We start from the raw sequence: 16,227 nt of genomic DNA, 5'->3' as shown, positions 1-16,227 counted from the left end.
CACCACCGGAGGGGCGGCTCCTCGCCGACGGAGCCGCCCCTTCGCGCTGCCCGGACCGCGTACGCCCGCCTGGGCGGCCGTACATAATGTGCCGAGACATCGGAGGTCTCGCGGGGCGGGGTGGACGACGGGGAGGGCGGCCATGGCGGTCACCGACGAGGCGATCGAGAAGATCAAGGGGATGATCGTCTCCGGCGCGCTGCGCCCCGGCGACCGGCTCCCCAAGGAGAGCGAGCTCGCCGCCGTCCTCGGGCTGTCCCGCAACTCGCTGCGGGAGGCGGTAAGGGCCCTGTCGCTGATCCGCGTCCTGGACGTCCGGCAGGGCGACGGGACGTATGTGACCAGCCTGGACCCGCAACTGCTGCTGGAGGCGCTGAGCTTCGTCGTCGACTTCCACCGCGACGACACGGTCCTGGAGTTCCTGGCGGTGCGCCGCATCCTGGAGCCGGCGGCCACGGCGATGGCGGCGACCCGGATCAGCGAGCGGCAGCTCGACACGCTGGCCGGCCGGCTGGACCGGCTCGGTGACGCCCCGTCGGTGGAGGAACTCGTGGCGAGCGACCTGGAGTTCCACCGGGGCATCGTCAACAGCGCGGGCAACTCGGTGCTGTGTTCGCTGCTCGACGGTCTGTCGGGGCCGACGACGCGGGCCCGGATCTGGCGGGGGCTGACCCAGGAGGACGCGGTGGGCCGGACCCTGTACGAGCACCGGGCGATCCTGGCGGCGCTGCGGGACCGGGACGCGGAGGCGGCGCGGTCCTGGGCGACCGTGCACATCGCGAGCGTGGAGCAGTGGCTGCGCTCGACCCTGTGACCGGCGCCCGGCCGTGCCGGAACACGGCGGCCGGGGACCCGCGTTGTGCCGTGCGGTGTGGACGTCGGATCTCTGCTGGGGGTGTTCCCGGGTGGGGATCGGGGCAGTGATCCCGCATCCCCCCTGCGAGGGGGCTGCGGGCGCCCCCGCCGCACGCCGTAAGGTTGGTTCGTCAGGCGAGGGCACGTCGGAAGGAGGCGCTGGGTGATCGAGCTCGAGGGGGTTCCCGAGCTGATCGACCCGGTCATGGTGGCCGCGTTCGAGGGCTGGAACGATGCCGGCGACGCCGCTTCCACCGCGGTCGCGCATCTGGACAGGGAGTGGAAGGGCGAGGTGTTCGCGGCGCTGGACGCCGAGGACTACTACGACTTCCAGGTGAACCGGCCCACGGTGTGGATGGACGCCGGAGTGCGCAAGATCACGTGGCCGACGACCCGGCTGTCCGTGGTCCGGGTCGGTGGTGACAAGCCGCGCGACCTCGTGCTGGTCCGCGGTATCGAACCGTCCATGCGCTGGCGCTCGTTCTGCAACGAGCTCCTCGGCTTCGCGCACGAGCTGGGTGTGGAGCTGGTGGTCATCCTGGGCGCCCTGCTCGGGGACACCCCGCACACGCGTCCGGTCCCGATCAGCGGGACCACCTCCGACCCGGACCTGGCCCGCCGGATGGATCTGGAGGAGACCAAGTACGAGGGCCCGACGGGCATCGTCGGCATCCTCCAGGAGGCCTGCACGCACGCCGGTGTGCCGGCGGTGTCGCTGTGGGCGGCGGTGCCGCACTACGTGTCGCAGCCGCCGAACCCGAAGGCGACGCTGGCGCTGCTGAACCGCCTGGAGGACCTGATCGACGTGCGGATCCCGCTGGGCGAGCTGCCCGAGGACGCGCGCGCCTGGCAGGTCGGCGTGGACCAGCTGGCGGCGGAGGACAGCGAGGTCGCCGAGTACGTGCAGTCGCTGGAGGAGGCCCGGGACACCGCGGAGCTCCCGGAGGCGTCGGGCGAGGCGATCGCCCGCGAGTTCGAGCGGTATCTGCGCCGGCGGGACGGGGGCGGGCCGACGGCCGGCGGGCACCCCACCGACGGCCCGGACGGTCCCTCAGGGCCGCCGTACCGGCGGGAGGGCCCCGGTGGCCGTACACGTCCGCCGAAGCCTCCGCGGTCCGGCGGCAAGGACCCGGGCGAGGGCGACGAGTCGTCGGAGGACTGAGGGTCGCCGGCACGGACGACGAGAAGGACCGAGGGCGGTGCGCTTCACGCGCACCGCCCTCGGTCGTCCTCAGCCCCGCACCGGCTACAGGGCCACGCCCATGAGCGCGTCCACGGCGCGGGAGACGACGCCGGGGGCGGCGGTGTCCGTGCCGCCGTGCTCCTCCTGGGCGGCGGCCCAGCGGTCGACCGCGGCGAGCGCGGTGGGCGCGTCCAGGTCGTCGGCGAGGGCGTCGCGGATCTCCTCGACGAGCGCCTCGGCCGAGGGTCCGTCGGGCCGGGAGACGGCGGCGCGCCAGCGGTCGAGACGGGCGACGGCCTCCCGGAGCACGTCGTCGGTCCACTCCCAGTCGGCCCGGTAGTGGTGGGCGAGCAGGGCGAGCCGGATCGCGGCCGGGTCGACGCCGTCGCGGCGCAGCTGGGAGACGAAGACGAGGTTGCCCTTGGACTTGGACATCTTCTCGCCGTGCAGGGCGACCATGCCGGCGTGGACGTACGCCTTGGCCATGGGGAACTCGCCGGTCAGCACCTGGGCGTGGGAGGCGCCCATCTCGTGGTGCGGGAAGGCGAGATCGGAGCCGCCGCCCTGGACGTCGAAGCCCATGCCGAGGTGGTCGAGGGCGATGGCGACGCACTCGATGTGCCAGCCGGGGCGGCCCCGGCCGAGGGAGCCGCCGTCCCAGCTGGGCTCGCCGGGTCGGGCGGCCATCCACAGCATCGGGTCGAGGGGGTTCTTCTTGCCCGGCCGGTCCGGGTCGCCGCCGCGCTCGGCGGACAGCAGCCGCATGGCGGCGGCGTCCAGGTGCGAGACCTGGCCGAAGTGCGGGTCGGACTCGACGGAGAAGTAGATGTCGCCCCCGAGTTCGTAGGCGGCGCCTGCCTCCCGGAGCCGTTCGACCAGCGGGACGATCCCGGGTATGGCCTCCACGGCGCCGATGTAGTGCCGCGGCGGCAGCATCCGCAGGGCCGTCATGTCCTCACGGAAGAGTGCGGTCTCCTTCTCGGCGAGGGCCACCCAGTCGACGGAGTCGCGCTCGGCCCGCTCCAGGAGCGGGTCGTCGACGTCGGTGACGTTCTGGACGTAGTGGACCTGGCGCTTGGTGTCGAGCCACACGCGCTGCACGAGGTCGAACGCGTTGTAGGTCGCCGCGTGCCCCAGGTGGGTGGCGTCGTACGGAGTGATGCCGCAGACGTAGATACGGGCGACGGGACCGGGGTCCAGGGTGACCGGGCCGCCGGTCGCGGTGTCGTGGATCCTCAGGTCGCGGCCCTGACCAGGCAGGGCGGGGACCTCAGAAGCGGGCCAGGCATGCATGTCATGAGCCTAACCGGACTGGAGTTCCGTATACGAACCGGACCGGGCCGGATGGCCGGTAAGGCGCTCTTGTGTGTCGGCGGCCGGTGTGCTGCCGGCCGCCGCGCGGTCCTACACGGGCGGCCAGGGGATGGCCGGCCAATCACCGCCGGGCTGCGGGTGGACGCCGATGGCCAGCAGGGCGGCGACCCGCGCGCGGGTGGCGTCCACCTCGGCGGGGGTGATGAGCTGCCCGAGGCGCGCCGCGAGGGCCCCGCCGTCCTTCAGCCCTTCGTCCAGGATATGCAGGACCCGCAGGGCGTCGTCCGTCAGCGGCTCCCCCGCCCAGCCCCACAGCAGGGTCCGCAGCTTGTCGTCGACGTGGAAGGTCACGCCGTGGTCGATGCCGTGGAGCCGGCCGTCCGCGGTGGGCAGCAGATGCCCGCCCTTGCGGTCGGCGTTGTTGATCACGGCGTCCAGGACGGCGAGCCGCCGCAGCCGTTCGTCGTCGGCGTGCACGAGCAGCGCGGTGCGGCCCTCGCCGACGTCGGCGAAGCCGATCGCCTTCCATCCGGGCTCCGGCTCCTCCCCGTCCACGAGGGCGAGCAGTTCCGCCTCGGGGGTCACGTCGACCCAGAACTGGACCATGCCCTCGCCGTACGGCCCGTCACGCAGCACGGTGGGCGGGACGAGCCCCCAGCCGGTCGCCTCGGAGACCTCGTACGCGGCGACCTCCCGCTCGGCGAGGGTGCCGTCGGGGAAGTCCCACAGCGGCTGCTCGCCGGCGACCGGCTTGTAGACGCAGGACGCCTCACGCCCGCCGTGGGCGACGGTGCACAGGAACGCGGCGTTGGACGCCTCGCGGATGCGGCCGCGCACCGTCAGCTCACCCTCGGTGAGCAGGTCCACGGGGGTCACGCTCCGCGGCGGTATCCGTTCTGGCGCGGACATACGTGTCCTTCCGGGTCGAGCGGGAGGCTGCACAGCGGGCACGGCGGCCGCCCGGCGTTGACGACGTCGAGGGCGCGTTTGGCGAAGGCCCTCGCCTGGGCGCCGGTGAGCCGGACCCGCAGCATCGGGGGGCCGTTCTCCTCGTCCTGGAGGAGCCGCTCCTCGGCCTCGGCGAGGTCCTCCTCGGTCTCGGCGTCGAGCTCCACCAGGGCCTGCGCCTCGACGATCATGCGCTGTTCCTCGCCGTCCCAGGCCAGCGCCATGGTGCCGACGCGGAACTCCTCCTCGACGGGGGTCTCCAGCGGGCCGGTGTCGGCGATCTCGCTGGGGGCCACGACGGGGACGGCGGCGCTGCCCCCGCTGCGCCGTACGACCTCGTCCAGCAGTTCGTCCATGCGCTCCGCGAGGGCGGCGACCTGTGTCTTCTCCAGGGCCACGCTGGTCACCCGGGGGCCGGCGGTGGCCTGGAGGAAGAACGTACGGCGTCCGGGCAGTCCGACCGTGCCGGCCACGAAACGGTCCGGGGGGTCGTAGAGGAACACCTGACGGGACACGTCCTGTCTCCATGGGGGTCGTGAGTACGGCGGTTCGTGGGAATCACGGGTGGTGCGGGCGGCGCTGCTTCGACCGCTTCACCCTACTGCGCCGGACGATCACGGTGCGCCCGCGCCGCCCCCGACGGCGGCGTCACCGGCGGCGGGCTCCTCGCGGGGGGCGAGGGACGCGAAGTCGCCGGTGTCCCCGAGGCGTACGAGGAACGGCCTCAGACGGGTGTAACGGATCGCGGTGATGGAACACGGTTCAACGGAGATCCTCTGGAAGAGGTCGAGATGAAGACCGAGTGCGTCCGCGACGAGCGACTTGATGATGTCGCCGTGCGAGCACATGAGATAGACGGCGTCGGCGCCGTGGTCGCGCTCCACGCGCGCGTTCCACTCGCGGACGGCCTCGGCGGCGCGGGTCTGCATGGCCCGCATCGACTCGCCGCCGGGGAACGCGGCCGCGGAGGGGTGGGCCTGGACGACGTCCATCAGCGGCTCGTCCTTGAGGTCGGCGAGCTTACGGCCGGACCAGTCGCCGTAGTGGCACTCGCCGATGCGCTCCTCGGAGTGCGCGGTGAGGCCGGGGCGGGCGTCCAGCAGGGGGCGGATCGTCTCCTGACAGCGCTGCAGGGGGCTGCTGACGACCTCGGCGATCGGCAGGGCGGCGAGCCGGGCGGGCAGCGCGGCGGCCTGCCGGGTCCCGCGTTCGTCGAGGGCGACGCCGGGCGTCCAGCCGGCGAGCACCCCTTCGGTGTTGGCGGTGGAACGTCCGTGGCGGACCAGGATCAGCGTGGGCATGCCGTCCAGCGTAGGCATACGGGCGGACACACTCGGGACCGGATGACGGGAGAACACACCCTGTGATCGTCGACTGCGCCATCTACCGTGACGGGCGTCGCTCGGAGGAGCCCCCTCGGGACTTCTCCGACGCCCTCGACCTGTGCCGTCTGCGGGACGACGCCTTCGTGTGGATCGGCCTGCACGAGCCGACCGAGGACGAGTTCGACAAGGTCTCGGAGGAGTTCGGGCTGCATCCGCTGGCCGTGGAGGACGCCTTGAAGGCGCACCAGCGGCCCAAGATGGAGGTGTACGACGACTCGCTGTTCGTGGTCCTCAAGCCGGTCGCCTACGAGCCGGACAGCGATGTGGTCACCGCGGGCGAGGTGATGCTGTTCATCGGCGACTCCTTCGTGGTGACGGTCCGGCACGGCGAGGAGACCACCCTCGGGGCGGTCCGCCAGCGTCTGGAGGGGGATCCGGACATGCTGCGGCACGGCCCGACGGCGGTGCTGTACGCCGTCGCCGACTCCGTGGTCGACCACTATCTCGAGGTGGCCGAGGAGCTGGGCATCGACCTGGAGGAGCTGGAGGCGGAGGTGTTCTCGCCGACGGCGAGCGGCTCGCGGAACACGGCCTCGCGCATCTACGCCTTCAAGCGGCAGGTCCTGGAGTTCCGCAGGGCGACGGGCCCGCTGGCGCACCCGCTGGTCCGGCTCGCCCAGACCGGGCCGACCGGTACACGGGTGCCGTTCGTGCGCGACGAGGCGCAGCCGTTCTTCCGGGACGTGAGCGACCACCTCACGCGCGTGAACGAGTCGGTGGAGGGCCTGGACCGGCTGGTCTCGGACGTCCTGTCGGCCCATCTGGCGCAGACGGGCGTGCAGCAGAACGACGACATGCGCAAGATCTCCGCATGGGCGGCCATGGCCGCCCTCCCCACGTTGCTCGCGGGGATCTACGGCATGAACTTCGAGCACATGCCCGAGCTGACCTGGGTGTGGTCGTACCCGGCGCTGCTCGCGATCATGGCCGCCCTGGAGATCCTGCTGTACCGGACCTTCAAGCACCGGGGCTGGATGTAGAGGTCAGGCGAACTCGGGTGCCGAGGTGGCCGGTCCGCCGAGGGCGTCGCGGCGCTCCGGCATCGACAGGGACACCATGCGCCGCCAGCCCGCGATCCGCTCCCATGCGTACACCGCGTGGATGCCCGCGGCGAGTACCGCGGCCCTGGGCCGGGACCAGCCCAGGATGCGGCCCATGTGGTCCATGACGGCGAGGCTGACGTCGCGGTAGATACGGATCTCGGCGAGCGCGCTCTCGCGCAGGGTCCGCTGGATGGCCCGGCCGTGGCCCTGGGCGGCGTAGCGCAGGAGTTCCTCGTGGCAGTAGGCGAGGTGGTTGTCCTCGTCGCCGGAGATCATCCGCACCGCGCGGCCGATGTCGGGGTGGTCGGCGAAGTGCCTGCGCAGCAGTTCCATCTGCTCGGAGGCCCGCTGCTCGGTGACCCGGCTGTGCGCGAGGTAGGTGACGATGTCCTGCAGGGTGAGCGGCTGGTCGCTCTTGAGCTTGTCGTGGGCGAGGCCGATGCCCTGCCGCTCGAGGAGCATCGTGTAGTCCGTCTCGGGCGGGACGGGCACCGGTTCGAGGCCGCGCTTCTTCAGCAGGGCGTTGAAGATCCGCCCGTGCTTGTCTTCGTCGGCGCCGTGCCTGGAGATCTTGGGGGCGAGGGCGCGTTCGCTCGGGGGGACGAGCGCGGCGATGCGCGCGTTCTCCCAGCCGCCCTGGGACTCGCCGCTGGCCGCGATGGAGCAGAACAGCCGGAACGACTCGTCGTTGTCGAGGATCTCCTGGAACAGACTCTTGGCCGAAAGCATCGTGGGCCACCTCTCTCAGGACGCCGCAGGATTACCGCGAAGAACGAGTCAAATGCGGTGAGAGTGGTGCTGCAACAGCTGTGTCGGACAACTGGGCCGAACGGATGACGTGCGGGGCACGACGGGAGCGTAACCACTTGGGGCACGCGGGCGTTGTTCTCCGTGACGGCCGTGGCGGGGAAGACCCCCGAGCCCCCACCACGGCCGTAGGAATGTCCGGGACCGGCCCCCGGGGTCAGGCCAGGCCGGCGCGCTCCAGGGCCTCGACGCCGGCGCGCAGCGAGCGCAGCCGCTCGTCGAGGGTGAAGCCGGCCGGGGCGAGGGACAGCGTGGTGACACCGGCGGCGGCGTAGGCCTTCATCCGGTCGGCGATGCGGTCGACGGAGCCGAGCAGCGTGGTCCGGTCGATCAGCTCCTGCGGTACGGCGGCCGCGGCGCCCTGCTTGTCGCCGGAGAGGTACTTGGCCTGGATGTCGGCGGCTTCCTTCTCGTAGCCCATGCGCTGCGCGAGCTGGTTGTAGAAGTTCTGCTTGGCGCTGCCCATGCCGCCGACGTACAGCGCGGTGTAGGGGCGGAAGGTGTCCGCGAGCGCGGCGACGTCCTTGTCGTCGCCCACGGCCAGCGGCAGCGTCGGGCAGACGTCGAAGCCGTCGAGGGTCTTGCCGGCCTTCTCGCGGCCCGCGCGCAGGTGCCGGATGGTGGTGTCCTCCAGGTGGTCCGCGGAGGGGAAGATGAGCAGGGCGCCGTCGGCGATCTCCCCGGTCTGCTCCAGGTTCTTCGGGCCGATCGCGGCGATGTAGAGCGGGATGTGCTCGCGCTGCGGGTGCACGGTCAGCTTGATCGGCTTGCCGGGGCCGCCGGGCAGCGGCAGCGTCCAGTGCCGGCCCTCGTAGCTGAGGCGCTCGCGGGTCATGGCCCGGCGGACGATCTCGACGTACTCGCGGGTGCGGGCGAGCGGCTTGTCGAACTTGACGCCGTACCAGCCCTCGGAGACCTGCGGTCCGGAGACGCCGAGGCCGAGCCGGAAGCGGCCGCCGGACAGGGAGTCCAGGGTCGCGGCGGTCATCGCGGTCATCGCGGGCTGGCGGGCCGGGATCTGGAAGATCGCGGAGCCGACGTCGATGCGTTCGGTCTGGGCGGCGACCCAGCTGAGCACGGTGGCCGCGTCCGAGCCGTACGCCTCGGCGGCCCAGCACACGGCGTACCCGAGCCGGTCGGCCTCCTGCGCGACGGCGAGATTGTCCGCGTCCATTCCGGCACCCCAGTAGCCGAGGTTGATCCCGAGCTGCATGGCCGACTCCTCTTACCGATCAGTAACGTCCTGGTGCGCCAGACCTTAGCGCGGGGGGCCGGTCACGGGGAGGGCGGTGTGGCGGGCGTCGCCCGGCCGGGGCCGTCCACCGCGCCGAAACTGGTCATCCACAGGCCCCCACAGGTCAGGTTCTGGCCAGTAATCTCGGCGTCCATGGAGCAGAGGCATCTCGGCCGCACCGGCCTGCGCGTGTCCCGGATCGGGCTCGGCACCCTCACCTGGGGAAGGGACACCGACGAGCACGACGCGGCGGACCTCCTGAAGACGTTCTGGGAGGCGGGCGGCACCCTCGTGGACACGGCCGACGTGTACGGCGACGGGGAGGCGGAGTACCTGCTGGGCCGGCTCATGGAAGGGCTCGTCCCGCGCCGGGACCTGGTCATCTCGACGAAGGCGGGCAGCGTCCCCGACCCCGACCGCAGGGTCGACGGCTCGCGCGGCCATCTGCTCTCCGCGCTGGACGCCTCGCTGGCCCGCCTCGGCACGGAGTACGTCGACATCTGGCACATCCACGCCTACGACCCGCACACCCCGCTCGACGAGACGCTGCACGCCCTCGACCTGGCGGTGTCCAGCGGCCGCGCCCGCTACGTCGGCGTCTCCAACTTCTGCGGCTGGCAGCTCGCCAAGGCGGCCACCTGGCAGCTCGCGGCGCCGGGCACCCGGACCAGGCTGGCGAGCACGCAGCTGGAGTACTCGCTGCTCCAGCGGGGCGTGGAGCGTGAGGTGCTGCCCGCCGCGCTGGACCTGGGGGTCGGCCTGCTGCCGTCGTCGCCGCTGGGCCGAGGCGTGCTGACCGGCAAGTACCGCAACGGGACGCCACCGGACTCGCGCGGCGGCTCGGAGCACCTGGCCCCGTTCGTCGCCCCCTACCTCGACGACACGGCGAGCCGCATCGTGGACGCCGTGCAGACGGCCGCCGACGGGCTGGCCGTCTCCCCGCTCCAGGTCGCCCTCGCCTGGGTCCGGGACCGGCCCGGCGTGACCGCCCCCGTCGTAGGCGCGCGCACCTCGCAGCAGCTCACGGCCGCGTTGTCAGTGGAGGACCTTAGTCTTCCTGACGAGATCTGCCGGGCGCTCGACGACGTCTCCGCGCCCGTGCACCACTACCCCGATCACGACTGGAGCACGCTGTGAGCACGGAGCCGCCCGAGAGCACGGAGGACGCCGAGCCGGGGACGCCGGCGGACGAGCCGGCCGGCACCGAGGGGCCGGAGGGCACGGCCCCCGCGGCCGAAGGCGACGCGGCGAAGCAGTTGTCGGAGGCCGAGGCCGAGCTCGCCGCCCAGCGCCTGGAGCGGGAGCGGATCGAGCGGCGCAAGGCCGAGAAGCAGGCGCCCGTGGCCGCCGGGGCCAAGCTCAGCGGCAAGGCCGCGGACCTGCTGGCCGCGGTGCGGGCCGTGGAGAGCGGCGCCAAGCCCGCCGCCACCGTCTTCAGCGAGCCGGAGCCGCCGCGCCGCCCCGCGCCCGAGCCGGTGCGCCGCCTCGAGCCCGTGGCCGAGCCGGGCGCCCCCGCGGCGCCGGCAGCGGAGAGCGTCGAGGCGGTGCGGGGCGTGCTGACCGAGGGCGGCGCCCCGGAAGGGCTCGCCCCGCAGGTGGCGGCGGTCCTCGGCGAGACCGCCGCGCAGGCACTGCGGGAGGACCCGTGGCAGCTCCTGCGGGTCGCCGGCGTACGGCCCGAGCAGGCGGACGGGTTCGCGCGGGCGCTGCTCGGCGCCGAGTGCGCACCGGACGACGAGCGACGCGGCCGCGCGGTCACCGGATGGCTGCTGGAACAGGCCGCGATCGCCGGGCACACGGCGCTGGAGCTGCCGGCGCTGACGGCCGCGCTCGCCCGGCAGGGGGTTCCCGACCCGGACGCGGCCGTGCAGGACACGCTGGCCGAGGGCGAGGCCCTGGCGTTCCAGGACGCCCTGGAGGAGCCCGGCGCCCAGGCCGCCCCGGCCGCGGCGGGCGGTGGGGCGGGCGAGGACGAGGAGCGCCCGGTCCGGGTCCTCGTCGGCCTCGAGCGGTACGCCCTCGCGGAGGAGAGCCTCGCCGACGGACTGGCCCGGCTGATCAACTCGGCGCCCAAGCAGGACGGTTCGGCCGAGGACTGGGAGGGGGCGGCGAGCGGCGCGGGTTCCGCCGCCGAGCTGATCCGCGCGGTCGCCGCGCACGGCCTCGTCCTGCACACCGGCGGGGAGGCGTCGCTGGCCGAGCCGGCGGCCCTGCTGCGTGCGGCGGGGGCGCTGGGGCTGCGGGCCTGGGCCGCCGCGCACACCCCGGGCGGCCGGGACCGCTTCACGGCCCTGTCCGACGGGCCGGACGCGGGGGGCGGGGGGACCGTGGCGACCGTCGCCGGTCTGCTCTCCGGCGCGGAGGGCCCCGGCAGGGACGCGGACGGCGCCCTCGACCTGGACCTGCTGATCGTGCTGGACGCGCCGGTGCTGGATGTCGAGACGGCGGCCCTCCTGACCGAGTCGCTGCCCGACGGCGCCCGGCTGGTGCTGGCCGGCGACCCCGGAGTGCTGTGGTCGGCGGGCCCGGGCCGGGTGTTCGCCGATCTGCTGGCGGCGCGGGTCTGCCCGCAGCTCGCCTCGCGGCGCCCTGATCCCGGCCCGCTGGGCGAGCTGGTGTCCGGCATCGGCATCGGCGAGCTCAACCAGGTGGAGGCCCCCGGCAAGGAGGTCGTGATCGTGCCGGTGCGGGACGCCGGTGAGGCTGTCCACCGCACCGTGCAGCTCGTCGCGGACTCGGTGCCGCGGGCGATCGGCGTCTCGCCCGAGGACACCCAGGTGATCACGCCGGGACACGGCGGCGCGGCCGGTACACGCGCGCTCAACGCCGCCCTCAAGGAACGCCTCAACCCCGGCCCGGGCCGCTTCGGCGGCTTCGACCCCGGGGACCGCGTCGCCTACTCCCCCGCGCCGGGCCGTACGGTGCCGGGGCAGGTCGTGGGGGCCGACACCGAGGGGCTGCGGCTGACCTGCGCGGGAGAGGCCGTGCTCGTGCCGAGGGCGCGGGTGGAGCAGTCCGTACGGCACGGCTGGGCGCTCACCGCGCACCAGGCGGCGGGCGGCCGCTGGCCGGCGGTCGTCGTGGTCCTGCCCGGTGACGCCGCCCAGGCGCTGAGCCGTCCCTGGGTCTACACGGCCTTCAGCCGCGCCGACCGCCACTTGTCCGTCGTCCACGGCGTGGAGCAGGCCCTGCCCCGGGCCGTCGCCGAGGTCCCGGCGAAGCCGCGCACGACCCGGCTGGCCGCGCTGCTGCGGCCGCAGGTGCCGACGCCGGCGTGACCTGACGGTCCGCTCACGACGGCGGCGGTGGTCACGGAGGGTTTCTCCGTGACCACCGCCGCCGTCGTCGCCTGTCGCTTGGGCGCGGGCGGCGCTTCAGCGCCGGTCCACGTCGTCGTCCGCGTCCAGGGGCTCGGCCTCGTCGTCGTCTCCGTCGTCCTCGTCTCCGGCCTCGTCCGGTTCGGTGTCGAGTTCCTCCTCGAGGTCGTCGTCGGCGTCCTCGTCGGGGTCCTCCGCCTCGTCGACGTCCTCCAGGTCGTCGTCGAAGACGGTGCTCACGTCGAAGCGGCAGATCACCCGCTGCGGGTCGGCGCCGTCGAAGGGCGCCTCCAGCCACTCGCCGGGGTCGGCCTGCTCGTCCGACGCGGTCACCCAGAGCGTCGAGTCGCCCTCCTCCAGACCGAACTCCTTGTGCCGGGACGCGATCTCGTCCGGCTCGAACTCGCCGAACAGCACCCCCAGCGCTCCGTGCACGGTGCCCGAGGCGTCCCCGTCCGCGCCGTCGTAGTCCGCCGCCTCGATCCGCTCGGCCTGGGCCATCAGCCGCTGCGGCTCCACCACGGAGTAGTCGCGCCGGATCAGCACGCTGACCGCGCTCGGTTCCTCGGGCCCCGTGTACGGGGGCAGTGCGTCCTCGGTGCCGGGGATCTCGAAGGGGGTGACCTCGTCGTAGCGGTCGTAGAGCAGCTCGTCGTAGGCCTCGGCGGCGGCGGCCAACTCGTTGAACGCCTCGTAGACGGCCGGGTCGTCCTCACCCGACCGGCGTTCGACGGCGGCCAGGTGGCGGTCGAGCGCGGTCTTGACCGCCTCGGCGGCGGCGCGTACCTCGGCAGCGGTGGGCTGCACAGCATCAGACATAGTGCAGACGCTATCCGTACCGGGCCCCAGCCCGCACAATAGATGCGATGCCGGAATACGAATTTGTCGACGTGTACGTACCGCGCGGGGTCTCCCGCAAGGACGCCACACGTCTGCTGACGGACCATGCCGAGTACGGACACTGGGAGTTGGACCGCCTGAGTCTGCTGCGCGACGGCAGCCGCCGGGTGCGGTTGCGCCGCCGGATCATCCGCCAGGTGCGGGCCACCTGGTGAGCTGAGCCACAGACGGGACGGACGGAACGGAGGCGGGCCCCGCGTGGACGGGGCCCGCCGTGTTCGTACCGGTCCGCTGTGTCCTGCTAGGCGGACTGACGGGTCTTGCGGTACAGGACCGCGCCCGCGAGCAGCGCGCCGGCGCCGACCGGCAGGACGAGGCCCATCGGGACGTCGCTGCCGGTGTGGGCGAGCTGGGCGTCGCCCTGGGGCTGGGTGACGAAGTGGGCGCCCGGCTGGTTGCCGTGCGAGCCGCCGCCCGGGGTGTTCGGCTCCTCGGGCGTACCCGGGTTGCCGGGCTCACCGGGGTTGCCCGGCTCCCCCGGGTTGCCGGGCTCACCGGGGTTGCCGGGGTTCCCCGGGTTACCCGGCTCTCCGGGGTCGCCCGGCTCTCCGGGGTTACCGGGCTCACCAGGGTTGCCGGGGTTCCCCGGGTTGCCGGGGTTCCCCGGGTTGCCGGGGTTGCCCGGCTCCTCGGGCGAACCGGGCGGGTTCTGGTGGCCGCCGCCGTTGGCGCAGTCGTTGTCCTCGGCCGCGTTGCCGATGCCGATGACGTCGACCGTGTTGCCGCAGACGTTGACCGGCACGTGCACCGGGACCTGAACGTGGTTGCCGGAGCCGATGCCCGGCGAGTCACTGGCGTGCCCGTCGGCCTTGGCGCCCGAGCCGCCCTTGTTGGCGCAACTGTTGCCCACCGCGGGGTTGAGGACGCCCACCACGTTGACGGTGTTGCCGCAGACGTTGACCGGCACGTCCACCGGCACCTGCACCGAGTTGCCGGACAGCACGCCGGGCGAGTGGGACGAGGAGCCGTGCGCACTCGAGCCGGTGGCGTGCGCGGCGCCGCCCGCGGCCGCGATGACCCCGGTCGCCGCCGCCACGGTCATCAGGCCCTTGCGGGTGACCTGTCGCATTGCTGGATACCTGCCTTCGACCTTGTTCCGAGAAGACACGTCGGGAGATCGGCCGACGTTCCGTAAAGGCCGGTCGGCCCCGGAGCGCATGGCACGCACTCCGGGGCCGACGGCTCAGCCCTGGTCACAGGGCGAGACACAACGTCACTTGTTGATGCAGGTGTTGCCGAAGGCGGGGTTCAGCAGCCCGATCACGGAGACCGTGTTGCCGCAGACGTTCACGGGGACGTGAATCGGAGCCTGGATCACGTTGCCGGACACGATGCCCGGGGAGTGCACGGCGGCACCCTGGGCACCGGAGTCGGCAACGGCCATGCCCGCGCCCGCGAGAACCAGCCCACCGGTGGCAGCCGCAGCAGCGACGACCTTCTTGATCATTGTTCCTCCTTGTTGGCAAAGCGATCTCACTTGCTGATCGCATCACCTGTAACGAGGAGCGGTTAATAGAGCTACGACCCTATGAGCGTGTTCACCCGTCCAGATCACATCCCGTACCCCTGGTCGAATTACGACGCGTCGATGAACCGGTCGAGCACCCGCACCCCGAAACGCAGCCCGTCGACCGGTACGCGCTCGTCGACCCCGTGGAACATGCCCGCGAAGTCCAGCTCCGGGGGGAGCTTCAGCGGGGCGAACCCGAACCCGCGGATGCCGAGGTCGTCGAAGGACTTGGCGTCGGTGCCGCCGGACAGCATGTACGGGATGGCCTTGGCCGCCGGGTCCTCCGCGACCAGCGCGGACTGCATCGCGGCCACGAGGGCGCCGTCGAAGCCGGTCTCGACGGCCTTGTCGGCGTGCACGTCCTCGCGCCGCACGTTCGGTCCGAGGATGCGGTCGAGGTCGGCCAGGAACTCCTCCTCGTGTCCGGGCAGGAAACGGCCGTCGACGTGCGCGGTGGCCTCGCCGGGGATGACGTTGACCTTGTAGCCGGCGTTCAGCTGGGTCGGGTTGGCCGTGTTGCTGAGCGTGGCGCCGATGAGCTTGGCGATGCCGCCGAGCTTGGCGAGGGTGCCCTCCATGTTCTCGGGGTCGAGCTCGGTGCCGAGCGCGTCGCCCAGTTCGTCGAGGAAGGCGCGGGTGGTCTTGGTGACCCGGACCGGGAACCTGTGCCGGCCGAGCCGCGCGACGGCCTCCGACAGCTCGGTGATGGCGTTGTCGCGGTGGATCATCGAGCCGTGCCCGGCGGTGCCGGCCACGGTCAGCTTCATCCAGTGCATGCCCTTCTCGGCCGTCTGGATCAGGTAGAGCCGCCGCTCCTCGCTCACCGTGAACGAGAACCCGCCGACCTCGCTGATGGCCTCCGTGACGCCCTCGAAGAGGTCCGGATGCTTGTCGACGAGGAACCGGGCGCCGTAGGTGCCGCCCGCCTCCTCGTCGGCGAGGAAGGCGAGCACGATGTCCCGGGGGGGCTTGCGGCCGCTGCGCAGCCGGTCGCGGACGACCGCGAGGGTCATCGCGTCCATGTCCTTCATGTCGACGGCTCCGCGCCCCCACACGCAGCCGTCGGCGATCTCGCCGGAGAACGGATGGTGGGTCCAGTCGCCGGCGTTGGCCGGGACGACGTCGGTGTGGCCGTGGATCAGCAGCGCGGGCCGGGAGGGATCCTCGCCCTCGATGCGCGCCACGGTGGAGGCGCGCCCCGGGTGCGACTCGAAGATCTTCGGCTCCAGGCCCACCTCGGCGAGCTTCTCGGCGACGTACTCGGCCGCCGCGCGCTCGCCGGGGCCGGAGTGGTCCCCGTAGTTGCTGGTGTCGATGCGGATCAGCTCGCGGCAGAGGTCCACGACCTCGTCCTCGCCGGTGACGCTCCTGGTCGTGTCCGTGTCGCTCACGCTGCTTCCTCCCGCGGTGTCACTGCTGGTGGGTCCCCCTCATCCTCTCTCTCCGCCCGGCACGGCCCAAGACCGGCCGCGCCTCGTCACACGCCGTTCACGCCGCTCCGGGGGGTGATCGGGGGCCCTTCGAAAGCCTGGTAGTGTTTTCTCTGTCGCCGCGAGGGAGACCCGCGCGACAGACACCTTGTCCGGGTGGCGGAATGGCAGACGCGCTAGCTTGAGGTGCTAGTGCCCTTTATCGGGCGTGGGGGTTCAAGTCCCCCCTCGGACACAGATCGGACAGCCCCTCCTGGTGAGGGGCTGTTCTCGTTGTGGGCGGGTTCGTCGCGCGCGGGCC

General features: G+C 72.8%; 16 protein-coding genes and 1 tRNA gene. 7 read left to right on the top strand and 10 right to left on the bottom strand.

What is annotated here, in order from left to right; genetic code table 11:
- Positions 1-142 precede the first annotated feature (142 nt).
- Complete coding sequence (locus ABZ899_RS03110; RefSeq protein WP_361339932.1) at positions 143-814, top strand: FadR/GntR family transcriptional regulator; 672 nt, start codon at positions 143-145, stop codon at positions 812-814.
- A 204-nt stretch (positions 815-1,018) separates the two neighbouring features.
- Complete coding sequence (locus ABZ899_RS03105) at positions 1,019-2,017, top strand: PAC2 family protein (RefSeq protein ID WP_361339929.1); 999 nt, start codon at positions 1,019-1,021, stop codon at positions 2,015-2,017.
- Between the two features lie 84 nt (positions 2,018-2,101).
- Here the strand turns inward: ABZ899_RS03105 and mshC are convergent, their stop codons facing one another.
- The 4 genes from mshC to ABZ899_RS03085 form a co-directional block, all read right to left on the bottom strand.
- On the bottom strand, positions 2,102-3,331 hold the full coding sequence (mshC, locus tag ABZ899_RS03100) for a cysteine--1-D-myo-inosityl 2-amino-2-deoxy-alpha-D-glucopyranoside ligase (protein WP_361339926.1): 1,230 nt from the start codon (positions 3,329-3,331) through the stop codon (positions 2,102-2,104).
- A 111-nt stretch (positions 3,332-3,442) separates the two neighbouring features.
- On the bottom strand, positions 3,443-4,261 hold the full coding sequence (locus ABZ899_RS03095; protein WP_361339924.1) for an SCO1664 family protein: 819 nt from the start codon (positions 4,259-4,261) through the stop codon (positions 3,443-3,445).
- Entirely contained in the window at positions 4,225-4,815 is a 591-nt protein-coding gene (locus ABZ899_RS03090) for a DUF3090 domain-containing protein (protein ID WP_361339922.1), read from the bottom strand. The genes ABZ899_RS03095 and ABZ899_RS03090 overlap by 37 nt, the downstream gene beginning before the upstream one ends.
- A gap of 99 nt (positions 4,816-4,914) precedes the next feature.
- Complete coding sequence (locus ABZ899_RS03085; protein WP_361339920.1) at positions 4,915-5,601, bottom strand: histidine phosphatase family protein; 687 nt, start codon at positions 5,599-5,601, stop codon at positions 4,915-4,917.
- 62 nt (positions 5,602-5,663) lie between these two features.
- On the opposite strand from ABZ899_RS03085, the gene corA reads away from it, so the two are divergent.
- A complete protein-coding gene (gene corA, locus ABZ899_RS03080; protein ID WP_361339917.1) occupies positions 5,664-6,665 on the top strand; it encodes a magnesium/cobalt transporter CorA in 1,002 nt (333 codons plus the stop codon).
- Between the two features lie 3 nt (positions 6,666-6,668).
- Here corA and ABZ899_RS03075 read toward each other — a convergent pair whose 3' ends face one another.
- Together ABZ899_RS03075 and ABZ899_RS03070 are read right to left on the bottom strand one after the other, a co-directional pair.
- Complete coding sequence (locus ABZ899_RS03075; RefSeq protein WP_361339915.1) at positions 6,669-7,457, bottom strand: ferritin-like domain-containing protein; 789 nt, start codon at positions 7,455-7,457, stop codon at positions 6,669-6,671.
- A 235-nt stretch (positions 7,458-7,692) separates the two neighbouring features.
- Positions 7,693-8,748 carry an LLM class F420-dependent oxidoreductase gene (locus tag ABZ899_RS03070; protein WP_361339913.1) on the bottom strand — a complete coding sequence of 352 codons (1,056 nt, stop codon included), beginning with the start codon at positions 8,746-8,748 and terminating at the stop codon, positions 7,693-7,695.
- 174 nt (positions 8,749-8,922) lie between these two features.
- Between ABZ899_RS03070 and ABZ899_RS03065 the strand changes: the two genes are divergently transcribed.
- A complete protein-coding gene (locus tag ABZ899_RS03065; RefSeq protein WP_361339911.1) occupies positions 8,923-9,906 on the top strand; it encodes an aldo/keto reductase in 984 nt (327 codons plus the stop codon).
- A complete protein-coding gene (locus tag ABZ899_RS03060) occupies positions 9,903-12,047 on the top strand; it encodes a helix-hairpin-helix domain-containing protein (protein ID WP_361339908.1) in 2,145 nt (714 codons plus the stop codon). The genes ABZ899_RS03065 and ABZ899_RS03060 overlap by 4 nt, the downstream gene beginning before the upstream one ends.
- A 96-nt stretch (positions 12,048-12,143) precedes the next feature.
- Here ABZ899_RS03060 and ABZ899_RS03055 read toward each other — a convergent pair whose 3' ends face one another.
- Entirely contained in the window at positions 12,144-12,905 is a 762-nt protein-coding gene (locus ABZ899_RS03055) for a hypothetical protein (RefSeq protein WP_361339906.1), read from the bottom strand.
- 47 nt (positions 12,906-12,952) lie between these two features.
- On the opposite strand from ABZ899_RS03055, the gene ABZ899_RS03050 reads away from it, so the two are divergent.
- Entirely contained in the window at positions 12,953-13,141 is a 189-nt protein-coding gene (locus ABZ899_RS03050) for a DUF5703 family protein (RefSeq protein WP_005485166.1), read from the top strand.
- An 86-nt stretch (positions 13,142-13,227) separates the two neighbouring features.
- Here ABZ899_RS03050 and ABZ899_RS03045 read toward each other — a convergent pair whose 3' ends face one another.
- The 3 genes from ABZ899_RS03045 to ABZ899_RS03035 form a co-directional block, all read right to left on the bottom strand.
- On the bottom strand, positions 13,228-14,055 hold the full coding sequence (locus ABZ899_RS03045; protein ID WP_361339903.1) for a chaplin: 828 nt from the start codon (positions 14,053-14,055) through the stop codon (positions 13,228-13,230).
- Positions 14,056-14,199: 144 nt separating this feature from the next.
- On the bottom strand, positions 14,200-14,433 hold the full coding sequence (chpH, locus tag ABZ899_RS03040) for a chaplin ChpH (protein ID WP_361339901.1): 234 nt from the start codon (positions 14,431-14,433) through the stop codon (positions 14,200-14,202).
- Between the two features lie 128 nt (positions 14,434-14,561).
- Positions 14,562-15,887: a M20/M25/M40 family metallo-hydrolase gene (locus ABZ899_RS03035; protein WP_361339898.1), complete on the bottom strand. Its 1,326-nt coding sequence runs from the start codon at positions 15,885-15,887 to the stop codon at positions 14,562-14,564.
- Positions 15,888-16,076: 189 nt separating this feature from the next.
- Here ABZ899_RS03035 and ABZ899_RS03030 point away from each other — a divergent pair.
- Positions 16,077-16,161 (top strand) — tRNA-Leu (locus tag ABZ899_RS03030).
- The last annotated feature ends 66 nt before the right edge of the window (positions 16,162-16,227 follow it).

The organism is Streptomyces sp. NPDC046859 (genome assembly GCF_040645135.1).
In the GTDB taxonomy this organism is placed as follows: domain Bacteria; phylum Actinomycetota; class Actinomycetes; order Streptomycetales; family Streptomycetaceae; genus Streptomyces.
The sequence above is the reverse complement of the archived record's forward strand: the minus strand, read 5'-3'. Positions and strand labels throughout refer to the sequence as shown.

Bases quoted from the DNA above. Each gene is read 5' to 3' on its own strand.
- ABZ899_RS03055 (WP_361339906.1), bottom strand. From the start codon at position 12,905: ATGTCTGATGCTGTGCAGCCCACCGCTGCCGAGGTACGCGCCGCCGCC.
- mshC (WP_361339926.1), bottom strand. From the start codon at position 3,331: ATGCATGCCTGGCCCGCTTCTGAGGTCCCCGCCCTGCCTGGTCAGGGC.
- ABZ899_RS03095 (WP_361339924.1), bottom strand. From the start codon at position 4,261: ATGTCCGCGCCAGAACGGATACCGCCGCGGAGCGTGACCCCCGTGGAC.
- ABZ899_RS03045 (WP_361339903.1), bottom strand. From the start codon at position 14,055: ATGCGACAGGTCACCCGCAAGGGCCTGATGACCGTGGCGGCGGCGACC.
- ABZ899_RS03050 (WP_005485166.1), top strand. From the start codon at position 12,953: ATGCCGGAATACGAATTTGTCGACGTGTACGTACCGCGCGGGGTCTCC.
- ABZ899_RS03085 (WP_361339920.1), bottom strand. From the start codon at position 5,601: ATGCCCACGCTGATCCTGGTCCGCCACGGACGTTCCACCGCCAACACC.
- ABZ899_RS03110 (WP_361339932.1), top strand. From the start codon at position 143: ATGGCGGTCACCGACGAGGCGATCGAGAAGATCAAGGGGATGATCGTC.
- ABZ899_RS03075 (WP_361339915.1), bottom strand. From the start codon at position 7,457: ATGCTTTCGGCCAAGAGTCTGTTCCAGGAGATCCTCGACAACGACGAG.
- ABZ899_RS03065 (WP_361339911.1), top strand. From the start codon at position 8,923: ATGGAGCAGAGGCATCTCGGCCGCACCGGCCTGCGCGTGTCCCGGATC.
- chpH (WP_361339901.1), bottom strand. From the start codon at position 14,433: ATGATCAAGAAGGTCGTCGCTGCTGCGGCTGCCACCGGTGGGCTGGTT.
- ABZ899_RS03070 (WP_361339913.1), bottom strand. From the start codon at position 8,748: ATGCAGCTCGGGATCAACCTCGGCTACTGGGGTGCCGGAATGGACGCG.